A 20320-nucleotide genomic window follows, 5' to 3' on the forward strand; every position below is an offset into this window, starting at 1 on the left:
GTCGAGCCTTAAAAGAAGGTCTCCGTTCGTTTGAAAGCAGGCGAAAATGGAGTGGTGTCTGCCGACAACCCGAAGGCGAGGCTCTGCTGCCACGAACCGAAACCTGATGGCCGAGTAATGTGCCGCGCAATAGCAGCCACGCCCACTGGCGCGGCGACCGCAATCGACTGCATCAACTGCAAGCCGACTCTCCCGCCTCGCTCGTTCCGGCTTCCGACAGCCGTTCCAGCGCCTGCCCAATCTCGCCTTGAAACGTCGGCCAAACGCGTTTGACTGCATCGACCCCGCCCTCATGCACGAGCCGCTCGACGCGGGCGCATGCGTCCCGCGCCTCTATATCGCCGGCCAGCGCAAAGCCGCCTCGCATCGAGTGAAGCTCGATCTTGAGGGCATCGACTTCGCCGCTCGACAGCGCGTCGCCGATCACCGCCATCGAGTGCAGCGTTGCCTCGCGCAGCGTCTGGCGGATTTCGCTCGTCATCACGGGCCGATTGTCGTGATCCGCATATCCGCTATCTGTTGCGGCGCCTCGGGATACATGCCGACGCAGTGCCGCGTCGAGCGCCGCGATCGACAGGGGCTTGAGGACGACCTCGACGGCTCCCGCATTCGCGCAGCGGCGATAATCTTCCTCGGTGGCATGCGCAGTCATCGCGATCACCGGCACGCGGGCACCTTGCTCGCGCAGAAAGTTCGCGAGCGCGTAGCCGTCGAGTCCCGGCATACCCAGATCGGTCAATATGACGTCATATGGCGCCTCGAAGAACGATCGCATCGCCTCCACGCCGTTCGCGACGATCGTGGCGTCGTACCGCAATACCTCCAACTGGTCGCGCAGCAATGCGCGGCTTGCCGGATGATCCTCCGCGACGAGCACGCGAATCGGCGTTTCATCTTCGGTGTTTGATTCCGGCTCGGCTCCTGCCTCGAACCCAAGTTCCGCGTCCTGCCCGGCTTCCGGTTCCGGCAGATCGGCCCGCCAGGCGGGCGGCGCATCGGGTAGTGGTAGCGCGGCCACGAATTTCGTTCCCTCGCCGACGCGGCTTTTGACGGTCAACTCGCCTTGCATCAACGCGACAATACGCCGGCACAGAGGCAGACCGAGCCCGGTGCCGCCGAACCGCCGATAGATCGATGCGTCGGCCTGAAGGTAGACGTCGAACAGCGTCGGCATGCTGTCTTCCGGGATGCCGATGCCCGTGTCGCTCACTGCAATTTCGACGCGTCGGCCGCTCGCGCCGTCCGGCGCATACCGCGCTTCGATCGTCACGCCGCCGCGCGTCGTGAACTTGATCGCATTGCTGACGAGGTTCGAGACGAGTTGCCGCAACCGAACCGGATCCCCCACGTAACCGTCCGCCAATTCAGGCGATACGCTGCACGCCAGCGTGAGGTGCTTCGTATCCGCGAGCGGCCGGAAAATCGCCGCGACATCCCGCAGCACGTCGCGCAGATCGAAAGGGATGCATTCAAGCACCATCTGGTTGGACTCTGCCTTCGAAAGATCCAGCACATCATTGATGATGCGCAGCAACGCATCCGACGATGACATGATCGTCTCGAGGCGCCGCCGATGAAGCGCCGGCAGCCGCGCCCGTTCCATCAGCTCCAGATTGCCGATGATCGCGTTGAGCGGTGTGCGGATCTCATGACTCATTGTCGCCAGAAAAGTCGATTTGGCCTTGTTCGCATGCTCCGCCGCTTCACGCGCTTCACGCAGCTTCTGTTCGGTCTGCTTGCGGACCGTGACGTCGGTCACGGTACATAGCAGCACGTCGGCGCCGAGGTATTTCGCACGCACCATGTTCGCGGCCAGATACGTCGCCCCATGTCCTGCATGGTCGATCTCCAGTTCGTGCGTCACGAGCTGAGAAGCGCCCGCGCCACGTTGAACGTCGCGATAGGCCTGCCATAACCGCTCGCCGAGCGCGAGGCCAGACACCTGCTCGTCGTAGGCGAGCATCGTATCGTTGCACACCATCGTCTGGCCGTCGGCTAGCGACAGGAGCGCGAGACCTGCTGGCGCAGTGCGAATCAGCGTCCGGTTGAGCGCTTCACTTTCGAAGAGCCGTATCGCGCGCCGGTCGACCATCACGATCGCAAACCAGAGCAGCGTGATGCTGAATGCCACCAGGCCCGCCATTACGCTCATGCTTTTGGCCCTGCCTGACATCAGGCTTTGCCACGGGAAGGTAGTCATCAACGTCAGCGTGGACTCCGGCAAGCGCTCACTGATCACGAAATTCGCGCCGACGCGCTGAACGGTCACTTGCCCGCCATGGGAATTGCGCGCATATTCGAGCGCACGTGCGATCATCGCGCCGCTGCGCTGCTGACCGATCAGTACATTTCCGCGAGAGTCGACAAGCGCGTGTTCTTCGCGGATCGCTTCCGGCGCCATCGCGCTGTAGATTCGGGGTCCGGCGTTGAATATGAGCCACGCAAACGGCTCGCCCCTGACGTCATACAATCGTTGCGCAAACCGCACCGTGGGCTTTCCGGTCAGCGGATCGAAGCGTGTCTCAATCACGATGCCGTGATTGCTGGCCTCGTCGAGCTGCTGTAGTCCAACGCTGTCGTTCGGGGGAGTGAGCTGACGAAGTAGGGCTTGCAGGTCGAAATCGGCCGAATCGGCAAGCGCCTGGGCAGCAAGCGGATAACCAAAGACCCCGAGAAAATCGCCTTTCAGACCGATCAGATACGCTTCGATATCCGGAGCGACAGAGGTCCTCAACGGGTTCGCCACTATATGGAATTGCCGGAGAATCATCCCCAGATATTGAGAATACGGGGTGTTCGGCTGGGCCGGCGAGGTCCCGGAAAATAGGGCAATCGACACCTGCCCCGTGGTATTACGCCAGGACAGCCTGCCGCGATCGTTAGACCACTGCTGGAGCATTTCCGGTGAAGCACGTTCGTCGTACCGCCATGCCAGCTCCACATTGGCGGAATATCGTCCCAGCAGCACTTTCGTCACCTGCATTGCGCCGTACAGCTGGGCTTCACGCTTCAGGAACGTTGAACGTACTTGCGCTAGGGCATCTTGTACTTCGAGCCTTGCGACCAACATCGCACAGACCAGAATGAACGCCGTGATTGCCACGCCGCCGCCGTACAGCATCGCCTTCTGCTGGCGGCGTACCCGGCCGGGCTCGGCGGGCTTACGGCCGACCGCCGCAGTGCGCTCGATGAGCTTTTTCAGTCTTGCTGGCATATCGTCTCGTTGTCATTGCTACCTGCCTGCAGCGTTCAGGCCGCCGGAACAATGCGCCGCTCATGTCTCCAACAACGCTCATGCCGGAATCAATCGATCGCGTTGACCCAGTTGCCTTGAAGCGTCACATCCCGGACCCGTTTAGATGCAGCGCATCCTGCGGCTGCTACGCGTCGCCTTCTCGCGTATCGTCAGCTGCCGACTCATCAGGTGCGGGAGAATGCGTCAGTTTTCCCTCATCGGTATAGCGGATCAGATCCGCGGCGCGCGTGATGCCCAGCTTCTTCATCGCACTCGCTTTCTGCGAGCTGATGGTCTGCTTGCTACGACTAAGCTGCGTCGCGATCTCGCCGACCGTATAACCACCGCAAAAAAGCCGGACTACCTCGATCTCGCGCGGACTAAGCGAACGCTCGATCGGAGCGCTCTCTCGCCCCTCATGCAGCAGTTCCTTGATGTACGGCGACAAATAGCTTGCCCCCACAAACGCGGCATGCACGGCACCGACCAGATGCGAAATTGCATCCGACTTGCTGAGGATGCAGTCGATGCCCTGCTTCCGGATCGCACGCAGCACGACCGGATTGTCAATCATCGTAATCGTCACGATGCGCAGTGTTGGGTAACGGCGCTGAAGAAACGACAGCAACGAAAGTCCGTCACCATACTTGCCGCCGGGCATTACATAATCGAGCACAAGAACATCGCACGGGCGCTCGTTGAGCGTCGTCACCAGATCTGTGGAATTCGTAACGGTACCCATCAGCTTGATGGTGCTGCTGCCCTCCAGCCCCTGGGACATCCCGAGTACCGACGAGGGATGATCGTCCGCTACGATCACACTTACAAAATATTCATTCATGGTTGTTGTTTCCTTGAGTGCCCCGTCGCGCATCCGATTTCCGACTCAACGGGGATCATTTGCCCTCCGTGTGGCAGACCAATTTTCGAATTCACTGCATCGGACTGAAAACGGCATAATTTTAAGATAAAACGCGGGCACGGCGCATATGCCCGTTTGAGCCGACCGGAGCCGTCTGGCTTGCCTGCTTGAATGCCGTTGCCCGCTGCTACCCGCGCATGATCGAACGACACGCGAACACGCTGTGCATTACGGAGCGAAGCGGCGCTCCACGAGCGTGAGCAAGGCTGAAAGCCCGATTGTCATCGGGATCATCGATCCGAATACGTTACGTCACGGTTTCTCTTTCGTAACAACCCGGCGCTTTGCCTTCAGACGCAATTCGCTTGCGTCCGGTTGCCGCCGGGCCTCGTCGTCGGTCAGATCACGCAGCTCGACCTCGACGATATCCCTCCACTCGTTGATTGCTCGCTTTTTCTGTATCGGCGACATCATCAAAAACTCGTTCATCTTCGTGAGAAACTCCCTTCTCGGTTTCTCAGCCAGCATCGTGAAATTAAGCAACAGCGCGAACACCTTCCTCGAAGAACGCACGGCCCCCACCCCCTTATCTTTATCTAATCAAATAGCCGCGCACGACTCGCATCGCGCACGTTGCCTTCTTTATTTCGGATACCAAATTCCTCTACACAAGGACTGGCGGCCTCCCTTCTTGTGGAATCGCCATGCGACCGAGTCGTCATACTTCGATCTCCCGCTCCTGTATTGACGCGCCACTCCGCCGCGACGCGTTTGCCATGGCGCCTAGCAAGTGCGCGAGCGTCACTGGCTTCGTCAATACCTTGTGTACGCCTGCCGTCACGTAGCCATGCCTGTCGCCAGGCATGAGATATGACGTCACGACCACGACGTCACACGGCGACCCGCGATCGCGAACTTCTCCGGCCAACGCACATGCACCCATGTCAGGCAGATCGGCACCGATCAAGAGCACATCCCATCGGTTTTCTTCTAGTGATTCGAGCGCGTCCTTCCCAAGCGTGACTACCTCCACCGAGCAACCCAACGCATCGAGTTGGTCGCGGAAAATCAAACGGTTGACCGATTCGTCATCGGCCACCAGCACGCGCAACGAACGAGCGGTCGGCGGGTCCGCCGACCGTTGCGTCGGGACGCGTCGTCGCTCGGCTCTCCGAGCGAATAAAGCACCGGCTTGCGTCAGCGCCGCCCGCAGGCCACTGATCGAATAACTCGAAACACGAGAAATCCCGTCCGCGCCGTATGGTTGGAGCGGCCCGTCCCGCGTGGCCAGAATGACTGGCGCTCCTCGGCGCAGATCGTCGAGTTCCGTGTCGGAGCAATCATCTGAATCGCCGAACACGACGACCACGGAAGGACATGTATAACGATCCGCTGGCACGCGCACCGGACTGTCGTACACGTCGACCTCGAACCCCCACGCCCGCAGATGCGGCAACGCGAAATTCCGCCACTCGGCCCGTGCGGCGACCAACGTCAACGAGCATGCATCGAACGGCTTCCGTTCGCCAATCGCGACGACGTCCGTGCCAAGAGGGAAACGGACTGAGAAACGACTTCCGACACCCGGCGCGCTCGTGACCGCGATGCTTCCCCCCATCGCGGTCACGAGCCGGTCGCACAACGCGAGCCCGAGGCCCGTTCCGCCGTAGCGCCGCGCGATTGACGCATCGACCTGCGAAAACGCCTTAAACAGTTTGTGCTGGTGATCGGCTGCAATGCCGATACCGGTATCCTCGACCTCGATCAAGAGTTCCGGTCTCGCATCCGCGGCGGCAACGACAGACAGTCGCGCGATGACACGGCCTACGCTGGTAAATTTGAGCGCATTGTTCAGCAGATTCCGGAACACTTGGGCCAACCGCGTCGGATCGCCCCGCATCCCTTGCGTGCTGGCGGCGTCGATCTCGCAAAACAACTGCAGTCCTTTCGATTTCGCGATCGGTGCGAATGCGCTCAATTCATGCTCGATCATGGCGACCACGTCGAATTCGATCGACTCGACCGACATCGCCCCGGCTTCGATCTTCGAAAAATCGAGAATGTCGCTGACGAGCGCCAGCAGGCCCGTCGACGACGTGCGCATCGCATGCACCCGGCTGCGCTGCGACCCGTCGAGCGCCGAACGATCGAGTAGCTCAAGGTTGCCCAAGATGACGTTCAGCGGCGTGCGGATTTCATGGCTCATTGCCGCGAGGAATGACGATTTCGCTGCGTTCGCCGAATCCGCCGCACGCACCGCTTCCTCCAGCTTCTGCACCAGCTGCCGCTTTGCCGTCACGTCGGCGATCGCCACGATCAGCACGTCATGTTCCTGATAGCGAGCGCCGCAGACCATGTACTCGAGATGCAGGTGCGCATCCGTACCGGCCAGGACGAGATCGTCTTGCAGCGGGCCGGGGGACGCGCCGCTCGCGGCAAGCACCTGGTACCTCGCTACCACCTCGCTCGACAGCGTGCGATAGTCGCCGCCGATCCGGGAAACCATTTCCGTCAGCGCCGGACTGACGAGCATGAAATGTCCGTCCGATCGCGCAATCAATCCCAGTCCGACCGGCGCCATCTCGATCACGCTGCGGCACAGCGCTTCGCTGTCGAACACGCGTTGCGATCGCGCGTACACGGGCACGAGCACACGGCGATGAAACCGCACCAGCAATATCCACATGACGGCGATAGCCAGGAGTGTCGCCGCTGTGAGCGTGCCCGCCCGCAGCGCAATGCCTGCCGCAAGGTCGGTCCATGACAGTGCGTAAGCGATCGTCCATCCAGTCGAATCGAGCGTGCCGCGGAATATCACGAAGCCGTTCTGGAAAACCGGCGCATCGGAAGCCGCTTCGTCTTTCGACACGTTCAGCCGCAGCAGACGCTCTTTCAGCGCACGATCCGCCGCCACCTCAGGATCGATCGCGACGGGCCGGTTATCCGCCGTGGTCACGAAGAATGTGCCATCCGACCGATGTTCGGGAAGCCACGACAGCAGGTATTCGGGTGCGTATTCGGTTACCAGCACCGCGAACGGCGTACCGTCGGCGCTGGCCTGCGCGGCGATCCTGATGCGAGCCTGCCCGGACACCGGATCGACGAACGGCGGCAGCCAATGCACCAGCGGACGCCCGCTTGACGTCACCGGCCGGGCGCCGCCGAAATCGATCCGCAATGCATCCAGCATGCGGGCACGCCCTTCCGGCGTGGCCAGCGCCGGATCGTGGCTGTCTCGATTCGGCACCAACGCGAAGACACCGGTTCGCGTGCTGTAGTGATATCCCTCCAAGAGCCGCCCGCGGTTGATCGAACTGGCCGCACAAATTCGGGACAGCAGAAACGACAACGCGAGATAGTGCGCGACCTCGGCACGGTTTCCGGTTTTCCCCGGATCACCGAGCACGAGCGACGGATATGGCGTGATTTCGAGCCGCTGATCGCCGTCGAAAAACGCGTCGACGACGCTGTCCGCCGCGCGTTCGTCCTCCCTCCATATCAGTTGGGCATTGGCGACGCCGTTGCGAAAGGACGTCTCGCTCACCTTGATCTCGTTGAGAGTTTCCTTCATGCCGCTCAGGAAATTGCGCCGCTCGCCCTCGAGATAGCCATAGACGATCGACGTCATCCCGAGCACGCAGGCAATCAGGATCAGGACCGTCACGATAACGCCGCCGCCGAACACGGAAATACTCTGGTAGCGTCGAATGGATTGAAGAGGACTCTGAGGCATGGATCAAGACGGAGCGGCCTCGTGCAAGGGCGTGAAGCGGCAACCTGGCAGAAGCAACCGTCGCGGTATTTATCCGCAAAAAGAGATATGCCTCGATCATGCCAAACGTCGAATAAACAATCTGCGCCGCCCGGTGTATTTAGGACTTGACAAGTTATAGCGGCGCAACATTTCGAACATGACCTATCTTTGACGTGTCGTCGGCGTCCGTCTAAGAGCTGACAACGGTGATGACGCGACGCATCGTGTCGTGTCGTGCCGTATATGCCAGAGCGAAAAATCGCCAACGAGCCGTGAACGGTGCTGGAGCCGTCGACTCCTGTATTTGTGCCGTCACCGAAGGGCAGTCGGCGTCGCTCTGCCCAGCATCCGCTTTTTACGGCTGACCTTACCCGATCAGGGGTAACTCATCGTGAATGCCGTATATGCGCCCACGGTACCAGCCTGGACGTCCTGACTCATCTTGTATGCAGTTCGCCGTCAGCGGAATCTCGACATTAGATTCCCGGCACTTTTCGAGAGTCGCTTGACTGGACCCTTCATGATGAATTCGATCTAAAGTTCGCGTCCCGTGGCGCATATTCACGGGACGGGACCGAATTCCGAGCACACGCTGTTGTATGGTGAGGCGCGGCGGGCCAAAACTCGGCCCCCCCCCCCCCCCCCCCCCCCCCCCCCCCCCCCCCCCCGCCGACGGCGTTTATCGCGGAGCAATCCCGGCGCCGACCGCCTTCACCTTCGCGGCGTCACCTGTCGCCGAACTCAGCGTGATGGTGCCGAAATTCACCCCGGCCATACCACCATAAAGCTGATTGTTCGCTGCGACGTAGTCGATGCGGCTGCTCGTCGACGACAGGCGGATCGCGCCGAAATTCATTCCGGCCAGCCCCCCGAGACGGGCATCGGCACCGCCGCTCACAGTGCCCGACGCGCTCGAACTTGCCACGGTTGCGCCGTTGTTGCCGACGATGCCGCCGACTTGCGAGCGATCTCCGCCCTTCACGTTGCTCGACGTCGAGCTGCTCGTGATGCTCGCCTGCTTGCCGTACGTATTTTCGCCGACGAGACCGCCTGCCAGCCCGTCATCGCCAACACTCACGTTACCGTGCGCGGTGACGCTGGCGATCGTTCCGGCATTGGTGCCCACGACACCCCCGGCGTTCGAACGGGCGCCTGCCTTGACCTCGCCAGTCGCATTCGACGCCGAGAGCGTGCCGCCGTCATTCCGGCCGACCAATCCCCCGACATGACTGTCGTTGCCGCCGGTCGCCTTGCCGTCGGCGTTCGACGCCGTGATGACGCCCGCGTTGTGACCCACCAGTCCGCCGACGCGCGCGCGGTCGCCGCCCGTTGCGTCGCCGCGGGCATTCGACGCGGAAATCCTGCCACCGTCGTTCAAGCCCACCAATCCGCCGACATAACTATCGTTGCCGCCGGTTGCGCTGCCGTTGGCGTTCGACGCGGAAATCTGGCCGCCGTCATTCCGGCCGACCAATCCCCCGACAAGGCTGTCGTTGCCGCCGATCGCCTTGCCGTCGGCGTTCGACGCCGTGATGACGCCCGTGTTGTGACCCACCAGTCCACCAACGCGCGCGCGGTCGCCGCCCGTTGCGTCGCCGCGGGCATTCGACGCGGAAATCCTGCCACCGTCGTTATGACCGACCAATCCGCCGACCATCGTGTCGCGGCCTTTCACCGATACCGTGACGTTCGCATCCGACGCATCGATGCTGCTGCCCGCTTCGTTGACGCCGACGAGACCGCCGACCTTCGCACCGTCGGCATTCGACAGTTCAACGCTGCCCGCGCTCGTCGATCGCGCGATCACCGCATTCGTGCTGCGGCCGACAAGGCCGCCCACACCGCCGCTGACCGTCCGTTGATCCTTGACCGTGCCTGTGATTGCCACATCGGCGGCGCTATTCGTGATGCTGGCGACGCGGTACTTCGGATCGGGAGAAGTCACGTGTTCGCCGACGAGGCCGCCCATCGCCAGGGTAGAGCGGTTCCCTTCAACGCGCCCCGTCACCGACGCGCGATCAATGGTGCCGCTCAGGTTCAGGCCGACGAGACCACCGAGTTCCTGCAACCGCGTCGTGCCGGCCTTGATGGTCACGTCTTTCGCTTGCACGTTCGAAATAGTGCCGAGATTCACGCCCGTGAGGCCCCCGACGAATGCCGGACCTTGGCCCGAATACGACCTGGCGCCTGTCACGGAAATCGATGCCAGCTTCAGGTTCCCGATAAAACCGGTATTCGCACCGAAGAGTCCGATGAACGGCCCGGTGCCGTACACCGCGAGATTGCCGATCGTGTTACCCAGTCCGTCGAACCGGCCACCGAACGAGTAGCTGTCGCCGATGCTCAGGAACGATCCGCCCTTGCCGTCGATTTCGTCGCCCAGAACGTATCGACCTTCCATGTCCTGTTCGATCCCGCGCAACTGATCGACGCTGTGGATCACGCGATACGATTCGCCGTTCGAGCGGTACGACGCATTCGCGCCCGACAGCGTGAACGACGCGTCGTCATTCAGCGTATGACCCGAACCCGAATTGAGCTCGAGGCTTGCATGCTGCCCCGTGAGCATGACTTTGTCGTTCGCACGAATCTGGCGGCCTGCGTTCACCGCGAGACCCGCGTGCTCACCCGTCGCCGTGAGCGACTTGTCCAGCGCGACGTCGCCGTTTCGCGCCGTCAAGGTCAGCGCATTGTCGCTGGCCCAGTTCACGGAGCCGCCGACCGTCAGATCGCCGGCCGTCTTGCTCAGCTCGACGTTCGTCGTGCCCAGGATGCGCGACAGCGTTGCTGCGTCGATCGCGGCACCGCCCGCAGCACCGTTCCCCCTCCCGCCGACCACAATGCCCGTGCCGTTGCCGCCCCCGCCGACCACGATGCCCGTGCCGTTGCCGGCCGTTTGGCCGTCGCCAGCATTACCGCCGATACCGACGTTCACGCTATCGTCGCCGTTACCGGTGTTGCCATTCATCCCGCCGTTGATCACGATACCGCGCGTGGTCGGATTGCCGAGTGCCGCGGCCACGCCCACGTCGGCGTTCGCCGCCTCGATCGTCCACTCGCCCGTGCGTCCCGAAGCCGCGCGCGTGTCCACCTGCACGTTCTGCGACACTTCCACCCGCTCGCCGCGCGTCGTGATCGAGCCACCGGCCGCGTCCGCATCCTGTGCGCTCGCATCCAGCTTGCCGGCGACCTGCACGCGCCCGCCGTCCAGCGTGATCTTCCCGTTGCGCGCGCTCAGGCCGTTCGCCTCGATCGTTCCGCTGTTGTTGACCACCGCGCTGAGCAGGTCGCCCGCCGCACGCGCCGTCATCAGTACCTCGCCGCCGTCCGCCTTCAGCAGGCCGCCGTTGTGCACCTGCGCGTCGACCGCGCCGCCGTCCACCTGCAGACTCAGCACGCCGCTGCCATCGAAGTTCACCGTCATGTCGTTGCCCGCGCCGAGCGCCACGCTGCCCATCCGCGCCTGAATCACGCCGTTATTCGACACCTGCGCGCCCAGCAGCGCCACGCCGCCGCCTTCCGCCGCCGTAATCGCGCCGTTGTTCACCACCTTGCCGGACGACGTTCCCGTGAACCGGTAATTGCCCGCCAGGAAATCCTTGTCCGAGATGTCGCGCGTCGACGCCACCAGCCCGCCGACGTTCACCTGCGCCCCCGAACCGAAGACGACCCCGTTCGGGTTCACCAGGAACACCTTGCCGTTCGCGTCGATCTGCCCGTGGATCTGGCTGCCGTTCTGACCGATCACCCGGTTCAGCGCGAGCGACTGGTTCGTCGGCTGGTTGAACTGCACACGCTCCCCGCTACTCACGCTGAAATCCTGCCAGTTGGTTATCAGCTTGTTGCTCTGCTGGTCGATCGTCATCGCCTTCCCGTCGGCCGACGTCGTGACCGACCCCGAACCCGACACGATCTGCTGCCCCGTCGGCAACGCATACGCCGACGTCGCCGCCACTGCGCCGAGCATCGTCACCGCCGCCGCGATCACGCGGCGGCCGCCGCCCGTCTTGCCACGACGGCGCGCTTGCTCGCTCGCCACGCTCCAGCATCCGCTGGTGTGATTCCAGACTAATGCGTAGGTCTTGTTCATTTCTGGCTTCCTCGTTGTACCAATTACTCAACCCTGCGTTGTTACGCAGGGACTGCCTGCAGACGTTCAGAAATACTGAATCGCCTGGGCCCAAATCCGCGGAGAGCCGGCAGCAGCCGCCAACCCTGCGCTGGAATCGAACGGCCATGCCGCCGCCACCGTGACCTGACGGCCTTTGCCGTACCAGCCGGCACCGACCCCGGCGGCGTGCATGGAAATGAAATTGACGTCCTTCAACACGCGGTATTTGTTGATCTGGACCCGACCGGCGTCGACAAACGTGCTGACCTGCCAGCCCGGCGCCACGGCATAACGCAATTCAGCGCTGGCCTGCCACCCCTGGTCGCCGCTGCCCGAGCCGAGCGTGTAGGCACGCACGCCGTACGGCCCGCCGAGGCTGAACTGTTCGGACGAGTCAAGGTTGCCGGACGACAACTGGCCGCTGAACTGCGTGTAGAACTGGAAACGCGAGCCGAGCGCCTGCACACGCATCACGTTGACGCTGAGCTTCTTGAAGGTGCCGCGCGACTTGACGAGCCGTTGCGCTTCGAGTGCATCGTTGGTGCGCAGACGGCCGGCGCCGAACATGACGGAGAAGCCGGTCGTGCCGCCGCCCAGCAACCCGTCATTGCCATTGCCGCTCAGCGTGAAGGTCCATAGCCCGACGTTCTTGTCGTCCTGCAGCTCGAACGCGCGATAGTCGTCGTGCAGGTTCTTGTTTTCATACTGGACCTGCGCGGCCAGGCGGAACGCGCGGCTGCGCACCAGCGGCTGTGCGACGAACACACTCTGGATATTCGCCCGGCTGCGCAGGTCGAGTGCCTCGAACCCCTTGCCGACCTTCGAATCCAGATTCGAATAGCCCACCCCGATACGCGTCGCCCACGGGCCGACGGGCAGTTGATAGGACGCGCTGTAGTAGCGCTGGCGTGCATCGCTCGTCATGCCGCGCAACGTGAGTCGGTCGCCGACGCGCAACGGCGAGTTGACCGCAATGCCGCCCGTGAGACGGTAGCGCCCGGTCGACACGTTGCCGTAGTTGTCCGCCTCGAGCGTTCCCGTCGCGATCGGCCCGGGTTCCGCGTCGAGCACGAGATCGGTCGTGCCCTGCACGCGACCCGGGCGCAACGTGCCCTTCGCGTCGACGCCGGGCAGATCGCCGACGAACAGCAAGGTGCGTTCGAGGTCCGCGCTGCGCACAGCCTCGCCCGGGCGCAGCGCGGACAGCGGCTGGCGTATCACGGCGTCCCGCACGCGCGAGCGGTTGTTCAGCTCGATCCGGTCGTAGCGGCCTTCCAGCACGTCGATCCGGACCACGCCGTCTTCGATATCCTGGCGCGGCAGATACGCGCGCGCGAGCACATAGCCATGCTCGCGGTAATAGGTCGTGATGCGTGCCGCTGCCGCCTGCAACTCCGCGAAACTCAGTTCGCGCCCGGTCAGGTCCTGGACGAGCGGCTGCAACTGCTCGGACGTAAACAATCGGTTGCCGCCGATCGCGAACCCCCGAACCATCACGCGCGGCCCCGCATCGGCGTTGTCCGGCACGGGCGTGGCCTGCTGGGGGCGCTCGATTTCGAGCTCGGGTTCGGGTGCAGCCGGCAACGCCGGGCGCAAGGATTCGATTTCACGCATTGACTTGCCGGCGTTCGGCACTTGCGCGAAAGCGAAACCCGGCAATAGCAGCCATATCCCTGCGCCGAGGCTCAGGCCGCGCGGAAGACGGACATCGCGAATGCGACGCCAGAGGCGGGAGGCAAACTGTTTCGACAAGACCAACGGCTGCGCGAATTGATGAGCAGGCTCGATGGAAAGTCGAGCCGCATACACGACAACCCGACCATAAATACTCATAACTTAACCACGTGACTGTGCGCCTAGAATGGATCCGCCAGGATACCGTTCCTATTCGTCAGTGCATATGGAACTTGTCTGAATTATTGGGAGGATTTTTTCTCAGCGCTGTCCAATGGCGCGTGAGCCTGGACAAGCGATTTCCGATGCATTTCCACGCAACTGATTGCGGGTTTCGAGCGTGATCGGCAGACGTCATTGCGCTAGCTCTAGCCGTTCGAGCATTCCATTAGGATCCCCGTTGTTATCCAACTCGCTGCGGCCCCAACCGGCGACGACATTCGTCGTGCCAACTCTCAACTCGTCAGTCCGTCAACCGCACGTGCTCGCTTAATCGGACCGACGCGTTCGGTCCAGCATTCGGCGGCGATACCTGGGCGCGCCGCGCCTGTTCGGCCTCCCAGTTCGCCAGTTCGATCCGCATCGAGTGCAGCGTCTCACCGCACGGCCAATCGTCGCCGCAGGCTTCCGGCCGCGCAGGTGCCGCAGGTGCCACCGGTGCGAGAACCGGCTGCGGATCGCGTGCGGCACGCGGCGCAGGCCGCGCTTGCGCCGTTCGCGCGAAGCTACGTTCGACAGCTCCCACGTCGGAGGTGTCCTGACGCACGGCAGGCAGCGCCGGCACGGTCGGGGCGGCCTGTTCGACGGACCTGCCTGGCCCGACTGCGGCGGTCAATCCATGCGCCCCCCCATGTTCGACCTGTGCCGACGCACGCGGCACGCGCGTCGGCGACGCCCCTGGCCGACCGTCTGACGCCGCGACAGGCGCCCGTTCCGGCACACGTGCCACTGCCGGCGCACGCGCGCCCGATCCGGCCACTATCGCGCCGAGCCACAGCGCCAAAGCCGCGCCGAACACGGCACCGCCCGCCGCGGTCCATGCGATCCGGCCAAGGCTGTAGCGCACGCGCGGGCGACTCCACGCCAGATTGTCGTGCCCGAAATCGGCCGCACGCGCCGCACTGTGCTTCGCGCCGGTACTCTCGACCGCAGTCCACGCGACCGGCGCGCCCGGCAAATGCGCCGCGCGCGCCGGCAGACGCGCGAATGCGTCGACGACGCCGCGCCTGGAACCGTACGGTGGCGGCAAATAGGAAGCTGGCGGACGCGCAGGCGGCGCAAACCAGTTCACGATCGATTCAGCATGCATGGCTTTCTCCGTCGCGCAGCCAGCGCCGAGCGCCGCGCGACAGTCGGCCAGCGCGAGCTGCAAAGCGTCATCCTTCGCGCAGCCAGCGAACGAGCATCCCTGCCGATGCGTAGCCGCGCAGCGTCGCCGCGTACCCGTCGAACCGATACGCGACTTCGCTGACGCGATTGTTGTAGTACTCGCTCTCTGCGATCAGTACGTCGAGCAGCGAGCGCCGCCCGAGGTGATACCACTGATCAAAGAACGCGCTGCGTACCCGGTCCGACTCCGCCGTCAGATCGTGGTACTGGTCGGCGCGCTCGCCGAGCGCGCGGGCGTCCTGGTCGGCGCTGCGCACCTGATATTCGAGATCGAGGCGCGCCTGCTCGACTTGCCGCCAGCCGGCCAGCGCTCGGTAAGCGGCCGCGTTGGTCGCCGCCGTCGCGGCGCCGCCCGTGAACGCACTCCAGTTCAGCGTGAGCATCGTCTGCCACGGCGTCCTGCGCCCGAGCGCGTCTCGTCCCGTATTCGTGCTGACGACCCAGTCGAGACGCGGCCTGGACGACGCGCGCACCGCATCGCGATTGAGATCCGCGGCGGCCGCCTCCGCGCGCGCCTGCTGAAGGCGCGGATTCTCGTCGAGCGCAGACATCAGGCGCTCGAGATTGCCAGGCCACAGCGGCCAGCTCGGCGCCGTCGGGATGGGCATGGGCTGCTCGCCCACCAGCTTGCGCAGGTTTAGCTCGGCGTCGCGGCACTTCGCGAACGCGGCGTCGCGGCTCGCCTGCGCCTGCAGCAGCCGCGCCTTCGCCTGCGTCAGCTCGCTGCCTCGGCCTCGGTCGACCGCGACGATCTCGTCGAGCATGCTCACGAGCCGCATCATCCGGTCGACGAACTGCTGGCTCAATGCAGCGACGTTGCGCTGTTTCGCGATTTCCACGAGCGTGCTCGACACCTGGTACGCGGAATCCTCCATCTGCGCGATGTAACTCTCCTGGTTCGCGCTCGCGAGTTCCCGGCGGCTGCCGATCAGCTTCTCGTTGTGCCCCCAGTCGTACAGCGTCGTCGTCAGATCGGCGTTAACCGAATTGCCGGGATCGTAGCCGCTGCCCGCATTCGGGCCGAACTGCGCCGAACGCGTCCGCGCGCTCAGTTGCAGTTGCGGCCAGCGCGCACCCTTCGCCTGATCGACGTCCGACTGTGCGGCCTGATACTCCGCATACATGCGCCGTACCTGCGGGCTGACGTCGACGGCCGCCTCGGCGGCGGTGTATAGCCATCTCCGCACGTCGGCCTCATTCGCAAGCGATTGCGCGGCCCGCGCCTGCGGCGATCCATCGCGCGCGGCAAGCGCATCCCCGGCGCCGTGATCGCGAGAAATTACGCGCATCGGCTCGCCGGCCGGCTCGGCACGCACCAGCTTCGATGCGCCATCCGTCAAGTTGGCAGCCGCAGCAGATTGCGAAGCGAACGCGACGATCGGCATGGCCGCCGCGATCGCGACCGCCAACGACGCACGCAGACATGCCCAACCGGTGTCGTGCGCGATATTTGGATAACGGTTCATGTCAGCGCTCCCGGAAGGCCTCGCGGGCCTTGAAAATCGGTTTCAGCAGATAGTCGAGCACCGTCTTCTCACCGGTCCGGACGTCGACCGTCGCCTGCATGCCCGGAAGGATCGGCAGGCGCCGGCCCGCGACGTCGAGCGCGTTCGTGTCCGTTTCGACCATCAGCCGGTAATACGTCGCGTCCGGCCGGCCCGATGCCGCACGCTGCTCGTCCTTTACCGTATCGGGCCCGACGCTGACGACGCGCCCGTGGAGCCCGCCGTAGATCGCGTAGTCGTACGCGCCGACCTTCACGAGCGCCGGCAACCCGGGACGCAGGAACGCGACGTCCGACGGCTTGATGCGCGCCTCGACCAGCAGCCTGTCGTCGACGGGCGCGATCTCCATGATGTGTTCGCCGGGCTGCACGACCGCGCCGGGCGTGTGGATCCGCACGTTCTTCACGACGCCGCGCATCGGCGCGACGACGTCGGTGCGCGCGAGCACGTCGGCGCGGCCGACGAGCGATTCGTTCGTTTGCGCGAGCTCCGGTTCCAGCCGCGTCAGCTCCGCTCCTGCATCGGCGCGGTAGCGATTCCGGCGCTCGACGATCTGCGCGTCGAGGTCGGCCGCCTGCCGTCGCATGCGCAGGATCTCGACTTCCGAGATCAGCCCTTTTGCCGCGAGCGGTTCCGACATCGCGATCTCGCGCGACACCAGCGTCCGGCTTCGCGCCAGCGCGGCAACCCCTTCGTCCAGCACGCGCCGGCGGGCCTCGTAGGCCGCCGTCTCCTGCCGGACGAGCGCTGGCTTGCGCGTCACATCGTCTGGAAACGCGAGCGGCACACCGTACGCCTCCGCGCGCAACCGTGCGATCGTCGCCTTCAGGCCAAGGACTTTCGACCACAATTCGCGGTAGCTGGATTCCGCACGGGTCGGGTCGATCTTGGCCAGCAACTGCGCCTTCTCGACGAATTCGCCTTCGCGCACCGCGATCTGCCTGACGATCCCGCCTTCGAGGCTCTGGATGACCTGCTCGCGGTTCTGCGACACCACCGTTGCCTCGCCGCGCGTGACTTCCTCGACGCGCGCGAAATGCGCCCACGTCAGCCCTGCGACCAGCACCACGGCCACGACGTACAGCACGATTTGCGCGCCAGCCGACGAACGCACCAGCAACGCTTCGCGGACGTCGCCCATAAACGCCGCGTCCTGCGTCAACAGCCGCGGCTCACGCCTGCGCCGCCGAAACATCGATCGATCGCTCATCGCCCGGCCTCCGCGACCTGCGCGCCTGACTCGGCCGCGTCGCCGGCCGCCGCGACCGAACGCTCGGTGACCCGTATGGGCCGGACCGGCGTGCGCGTCGCGCCGTGCGCGGCGGCGCCCGCGTCCGGCGCCGACTGTCCCGTTAGCGCCGCGAACACGCGCGCCTTCGGCCCGTCCATCACGACCTTGCCCTGATCGACGACCACGATGCGATCGACGAGCACCAGCAGCGAGGTCCGGTGCGTGACGACGACGAGCGTCTGACCGTCCGTCGCCTGCCGCAGGTGTTCGATGAACAACGTTTCCGTCTGCGTGTCCATCGCACTCGTCGGTTCGTCGAGCAGCAACGCGCTCGGACGCACGATCAGGCTGCGCGCGAGCGCGACGAGCTGGCGCTGTCCGCCCGACAGCTCGCTGCCGTTCTCGCCGACCGGCAGGCCGACGCCGAGCGGGTGGCGGGCGGCGAGTTCGTCGAGCCCCGTCAGCTTCAGCGCTTGCAGCAATTCCTCGGTGGTCGCGTCGGGCCGGCCGATCGTCACGTTGTCGCGCAGCGAGCCGTAGAACAGACGGCTGTCCTGGCCCACGTAGCCGAACGTCTTCCGCCAGTCTGCCGGCGTGATCTGCTCGGCATCGAGGCCGTCGGCGAGCACCTTGCCGCCGGTCGGCCGGTACAGGCGCGCGATCAGACGCAGCAGCGTCGACTTGCCGCTGCCGACCCGTCCCAGTATCGCGACGCGCTCGCCGGGCCGGATTTCGACCGAAACGGCCTGCAGGACGGGCGCATTCTGCTGCAGACTCGAAGACGGATAGGAAAACGAAACGTCGTCGAGCTTCACATGGCCGGTCAGCGGCGGACGGGCGAGGTATTCCCGCTCCGCGTCGTGATCGACCGGCATCGCCATCAGTTCGTTGAGCGAACGCAGTGCGGCCTTCGCCTGCTGGAAGCGCAGCGCGAGCCCCATGACCTGACCGAGCGGCGCTGTCGCGCGACCGGCGAGCATCACCGCGCCGATCAGTGCGCCTTGTGTGAGCGATCCCGCGCCGATCAGATAGACGCCTGCGACCACGATCACCACGGTCTGCATCTGCTGCAGCCAGGAAAGGATGCTCGTCGCGATACTCGAGAGCCGGCGCGACGTCATCGACGACGTGGCGGCCTTCGCACTGAACGTGTCCCAGCGATGCCGCATCGCGCCTTCTCCGCCGACGGCCTTCAGCGTCTCGAGCCCCTCGATCGATTCGATCAGCACGCCCTGCTTCAGCGACGCTTCGCGCAGATTCTCGCGCATCGCGCGCGCAAGCGGCCACTGGACGATCAGGCCGATGCCGACGATCAGCGGAATCATCAGCAGCGGAATCCAGCCGAGCGGGCCCGCGACCGCGAAGATCACCGCGACGAACAGCAGGACGAACGGCAGATCCGAGACCGCGGAAAGCGTCGCCGACGTCGCGAAATCGCGCACCGACTCGAACTCGCGCAGCCGGTGCGCGAACGAGCCGGCGGACGCCGGCCGGCGCTCCATCCGGATCGCCAGCGCCTGACGGAACAGCAGACTGCCGAGCACGAGATCGGCTTTCTTGCCGGCCGTGTCGAGCACGTGCGCACGCACGTGCCGCGACACGGCCTCCAGCAGCATCGCCAGCGCGACGCCGATCGCGAGTGACCACAGCGTGACGTACGCCTGGTTCGGCACGACGCGGTCGTACACGTTCATCGTGAAGAACACGCTCGCGAGGCCGAGCACATTGATGAGAAAAGCGCCGAGCGCCGCACTCGCGTAATAGCTGCGGTAGCGCCACAACGTACGCAGCAGCCAGTGGCCGGCCGGCTCGGGCAGCGGCTCGCCGTCGCGGCCGTCGGCTTTCGCGCGCGGTTTGACGAGGATCACGTAGCCCGAGTACGTGTCGTCGATTTCGGCTTCGACGCATTCGACGGGGCCGCTGCCCATTTCGGGCATCAGGATCCGGTAAACGATGCGGGCATCGTTCGCGCCGGATCGTTCGACGCGTCGTCCGAGCAGCACGCATGCGCTGCCATTGCGACGCAGCAACAGCACGGGCATCAAATGCTCGGACAATAGCGACAGTTTCCGCTCGACCAGCTTCACCGACAAACCGGCCTGCGCGAGCAGTTCGAGCGCGAGCGACGGCGTCAGCGATGCGGACATCGCGAGCCCGGCCGTCAGTGCTTCACGCGTCCGGCCGTATCCGTAGTAGTCGCAGATCCATGACGCGGCATCCAGCAGGCTGTCGCGTCCAATAATTTCCGGCAGGACAGTTTCGCTGTCCTGCCCGATATCGCTATCGAAGGTTCGGGTGTTCATAGGGTCGATCATCATGTGGTTGCTCGACGGTTCCGGTCAGACGCCGTTAGCGTTCGTGCGGAAGAAGCGTCCGGAATACGCGTTGCGCGGGCACGCTCGCGGTTCGTCAGGTGCTGGTTTCGGACCTGCGGCGACGCTCCGCTCCGTTCGGTCGCGCGACGATGCCGGTTAATCGGCACAGCGGCACCGGTATCTCCGTCGAAAGACAACGACTGTACGGAAGGCGCGCAAGGCGTGATATATGAAAAGTCCTAAA

The 20320-nt window shown here is 64.3% G+C and carries 10 protein-coding genes; all 10 read right to left on the reverse strand.

Going from position 1 to position 20320, the window contains the following annotated elements; genetic code table 11:
* Window positions 1–172 precede the first annotated feature (172 nt).
* Complete coding sequence (locus AC3WLT_RS07930) at window positions 173–3214, reverse strand: ATP-binding protein (protein WP_492591338.1); 3042 nt, start codon at window positions 3212–3214, stop codon at window positions 173–175.
* A 166-nt stretch (window positions 3215–3380) separates the two neighbouring features.
* Complete coding sequence (locus AC3WLT_RS07935) at window positions 3381–4076, reverse strand: response regulator (protein WP_492591339.1); 696 nt, start codon at window positions 4074–4076, stop codon at window positions 3381–3383.
* Between the two features lie 333 nt (window positions 4077–4409).
* Complete coding sequence (locus AC3WLT_RS07940) at window positions 4410–4652, reverse strand: hypothetical protein (RefSeq protein ID WP_492591340.1); 243 nt, start codon at window positions 4650–4652, stop codon at window positions 4410–4412.
* A 163-nt stretch (window positions 4653–4815) separates the two neighbouring features.
* Window positions 4816–7830, reverse strand: a complete 3015-nt coding sequence (locus AC3WLT_RS07945; RefSeq protein ID WP_492591341.1) for an ATP-binding protein — start codon at window positions 7828–7830, stop codon at window positions 4816–4818.
* 700 nt (window positions 7831–8530) lie between these two features.
* The gene (locus AC3WLT_RS07950; protein WP_492591342.1) at window positions 8531–11941 is read right to left on the reverse strand and encodes a two-partner secretion domain-containing protein; all 3411 of its coding nucleotides are present in this window, start codon (window positions 11939–11941) and stop codon (window positions 8531–8533) included.
* Window positions 11942–12007: 66 nt separating this feature from the next.
* The gene (locus AC3WLT_RS07955) at window positions 12008–13576 is read right to left on the reverse strand and encodes a ShlB/FhaC/HecB family hemolysin secretion/activation protein (protein WP_492591343.1); all 1569 of its coding nucleotides are present in this window, start codon (window positions 13574–13576) and stop codon (window positions 12008–12010) included.
* Between the two features lie 523 nt (window positions 13577–14099).
* A complete protein-coding gene (locus tag AC3WLT_RS07960; protein WP_492591344.1) occupies window positions 14100–14945 on the reverse strand; it encodes a hypothetical protein in 846 nt (281 codons plus the stop codon).
* 67 nt (window positions 14946–15012) lie between these two features.
* Complete coding sequence (locus AC3WLT_RS07965; protein ID WP_492591345.1) at window positions 15013–16491, reverse strand: TolC family protein; 1479 nt, start codon at window positions 16489–16491, stop codon at window positions 15013–15015.
* 1 nt (window position 16492) lies between these two features.
* Window positions 16493–17671 carry an HlyD family type I secretion periplasmic adaptor subunit gene (locus tag AC3WLT_RS07970; protein ID WP_492591358.1) on the reverse strand — a complete coding sequence of 393 codons (1179 nt, stop codon included), beginning with the start codon at window positions 17669–17671 and terminating at the stop codon, window positions 16493–16495.
* 65 nt (window positions 17672–17736) lie between these two features.
* Window positions 17737–20076: a type I secretion system permease/ATPase gene (locus AC3WLT_RS07975; RefSeq protein ID WP_492591359.1), complete on the reverse strand. Its 2340-nt coding sequence runs from the start codon at window positions 20074–20076 to the stop codon at window positions 17737–17739.
* Window positions 20077–20320: the final 244 nt, after the last annotated feature.

Source organism: Paraburkholderia sp. FW306-2-2C-D06C (assembly GCF_058781505.1).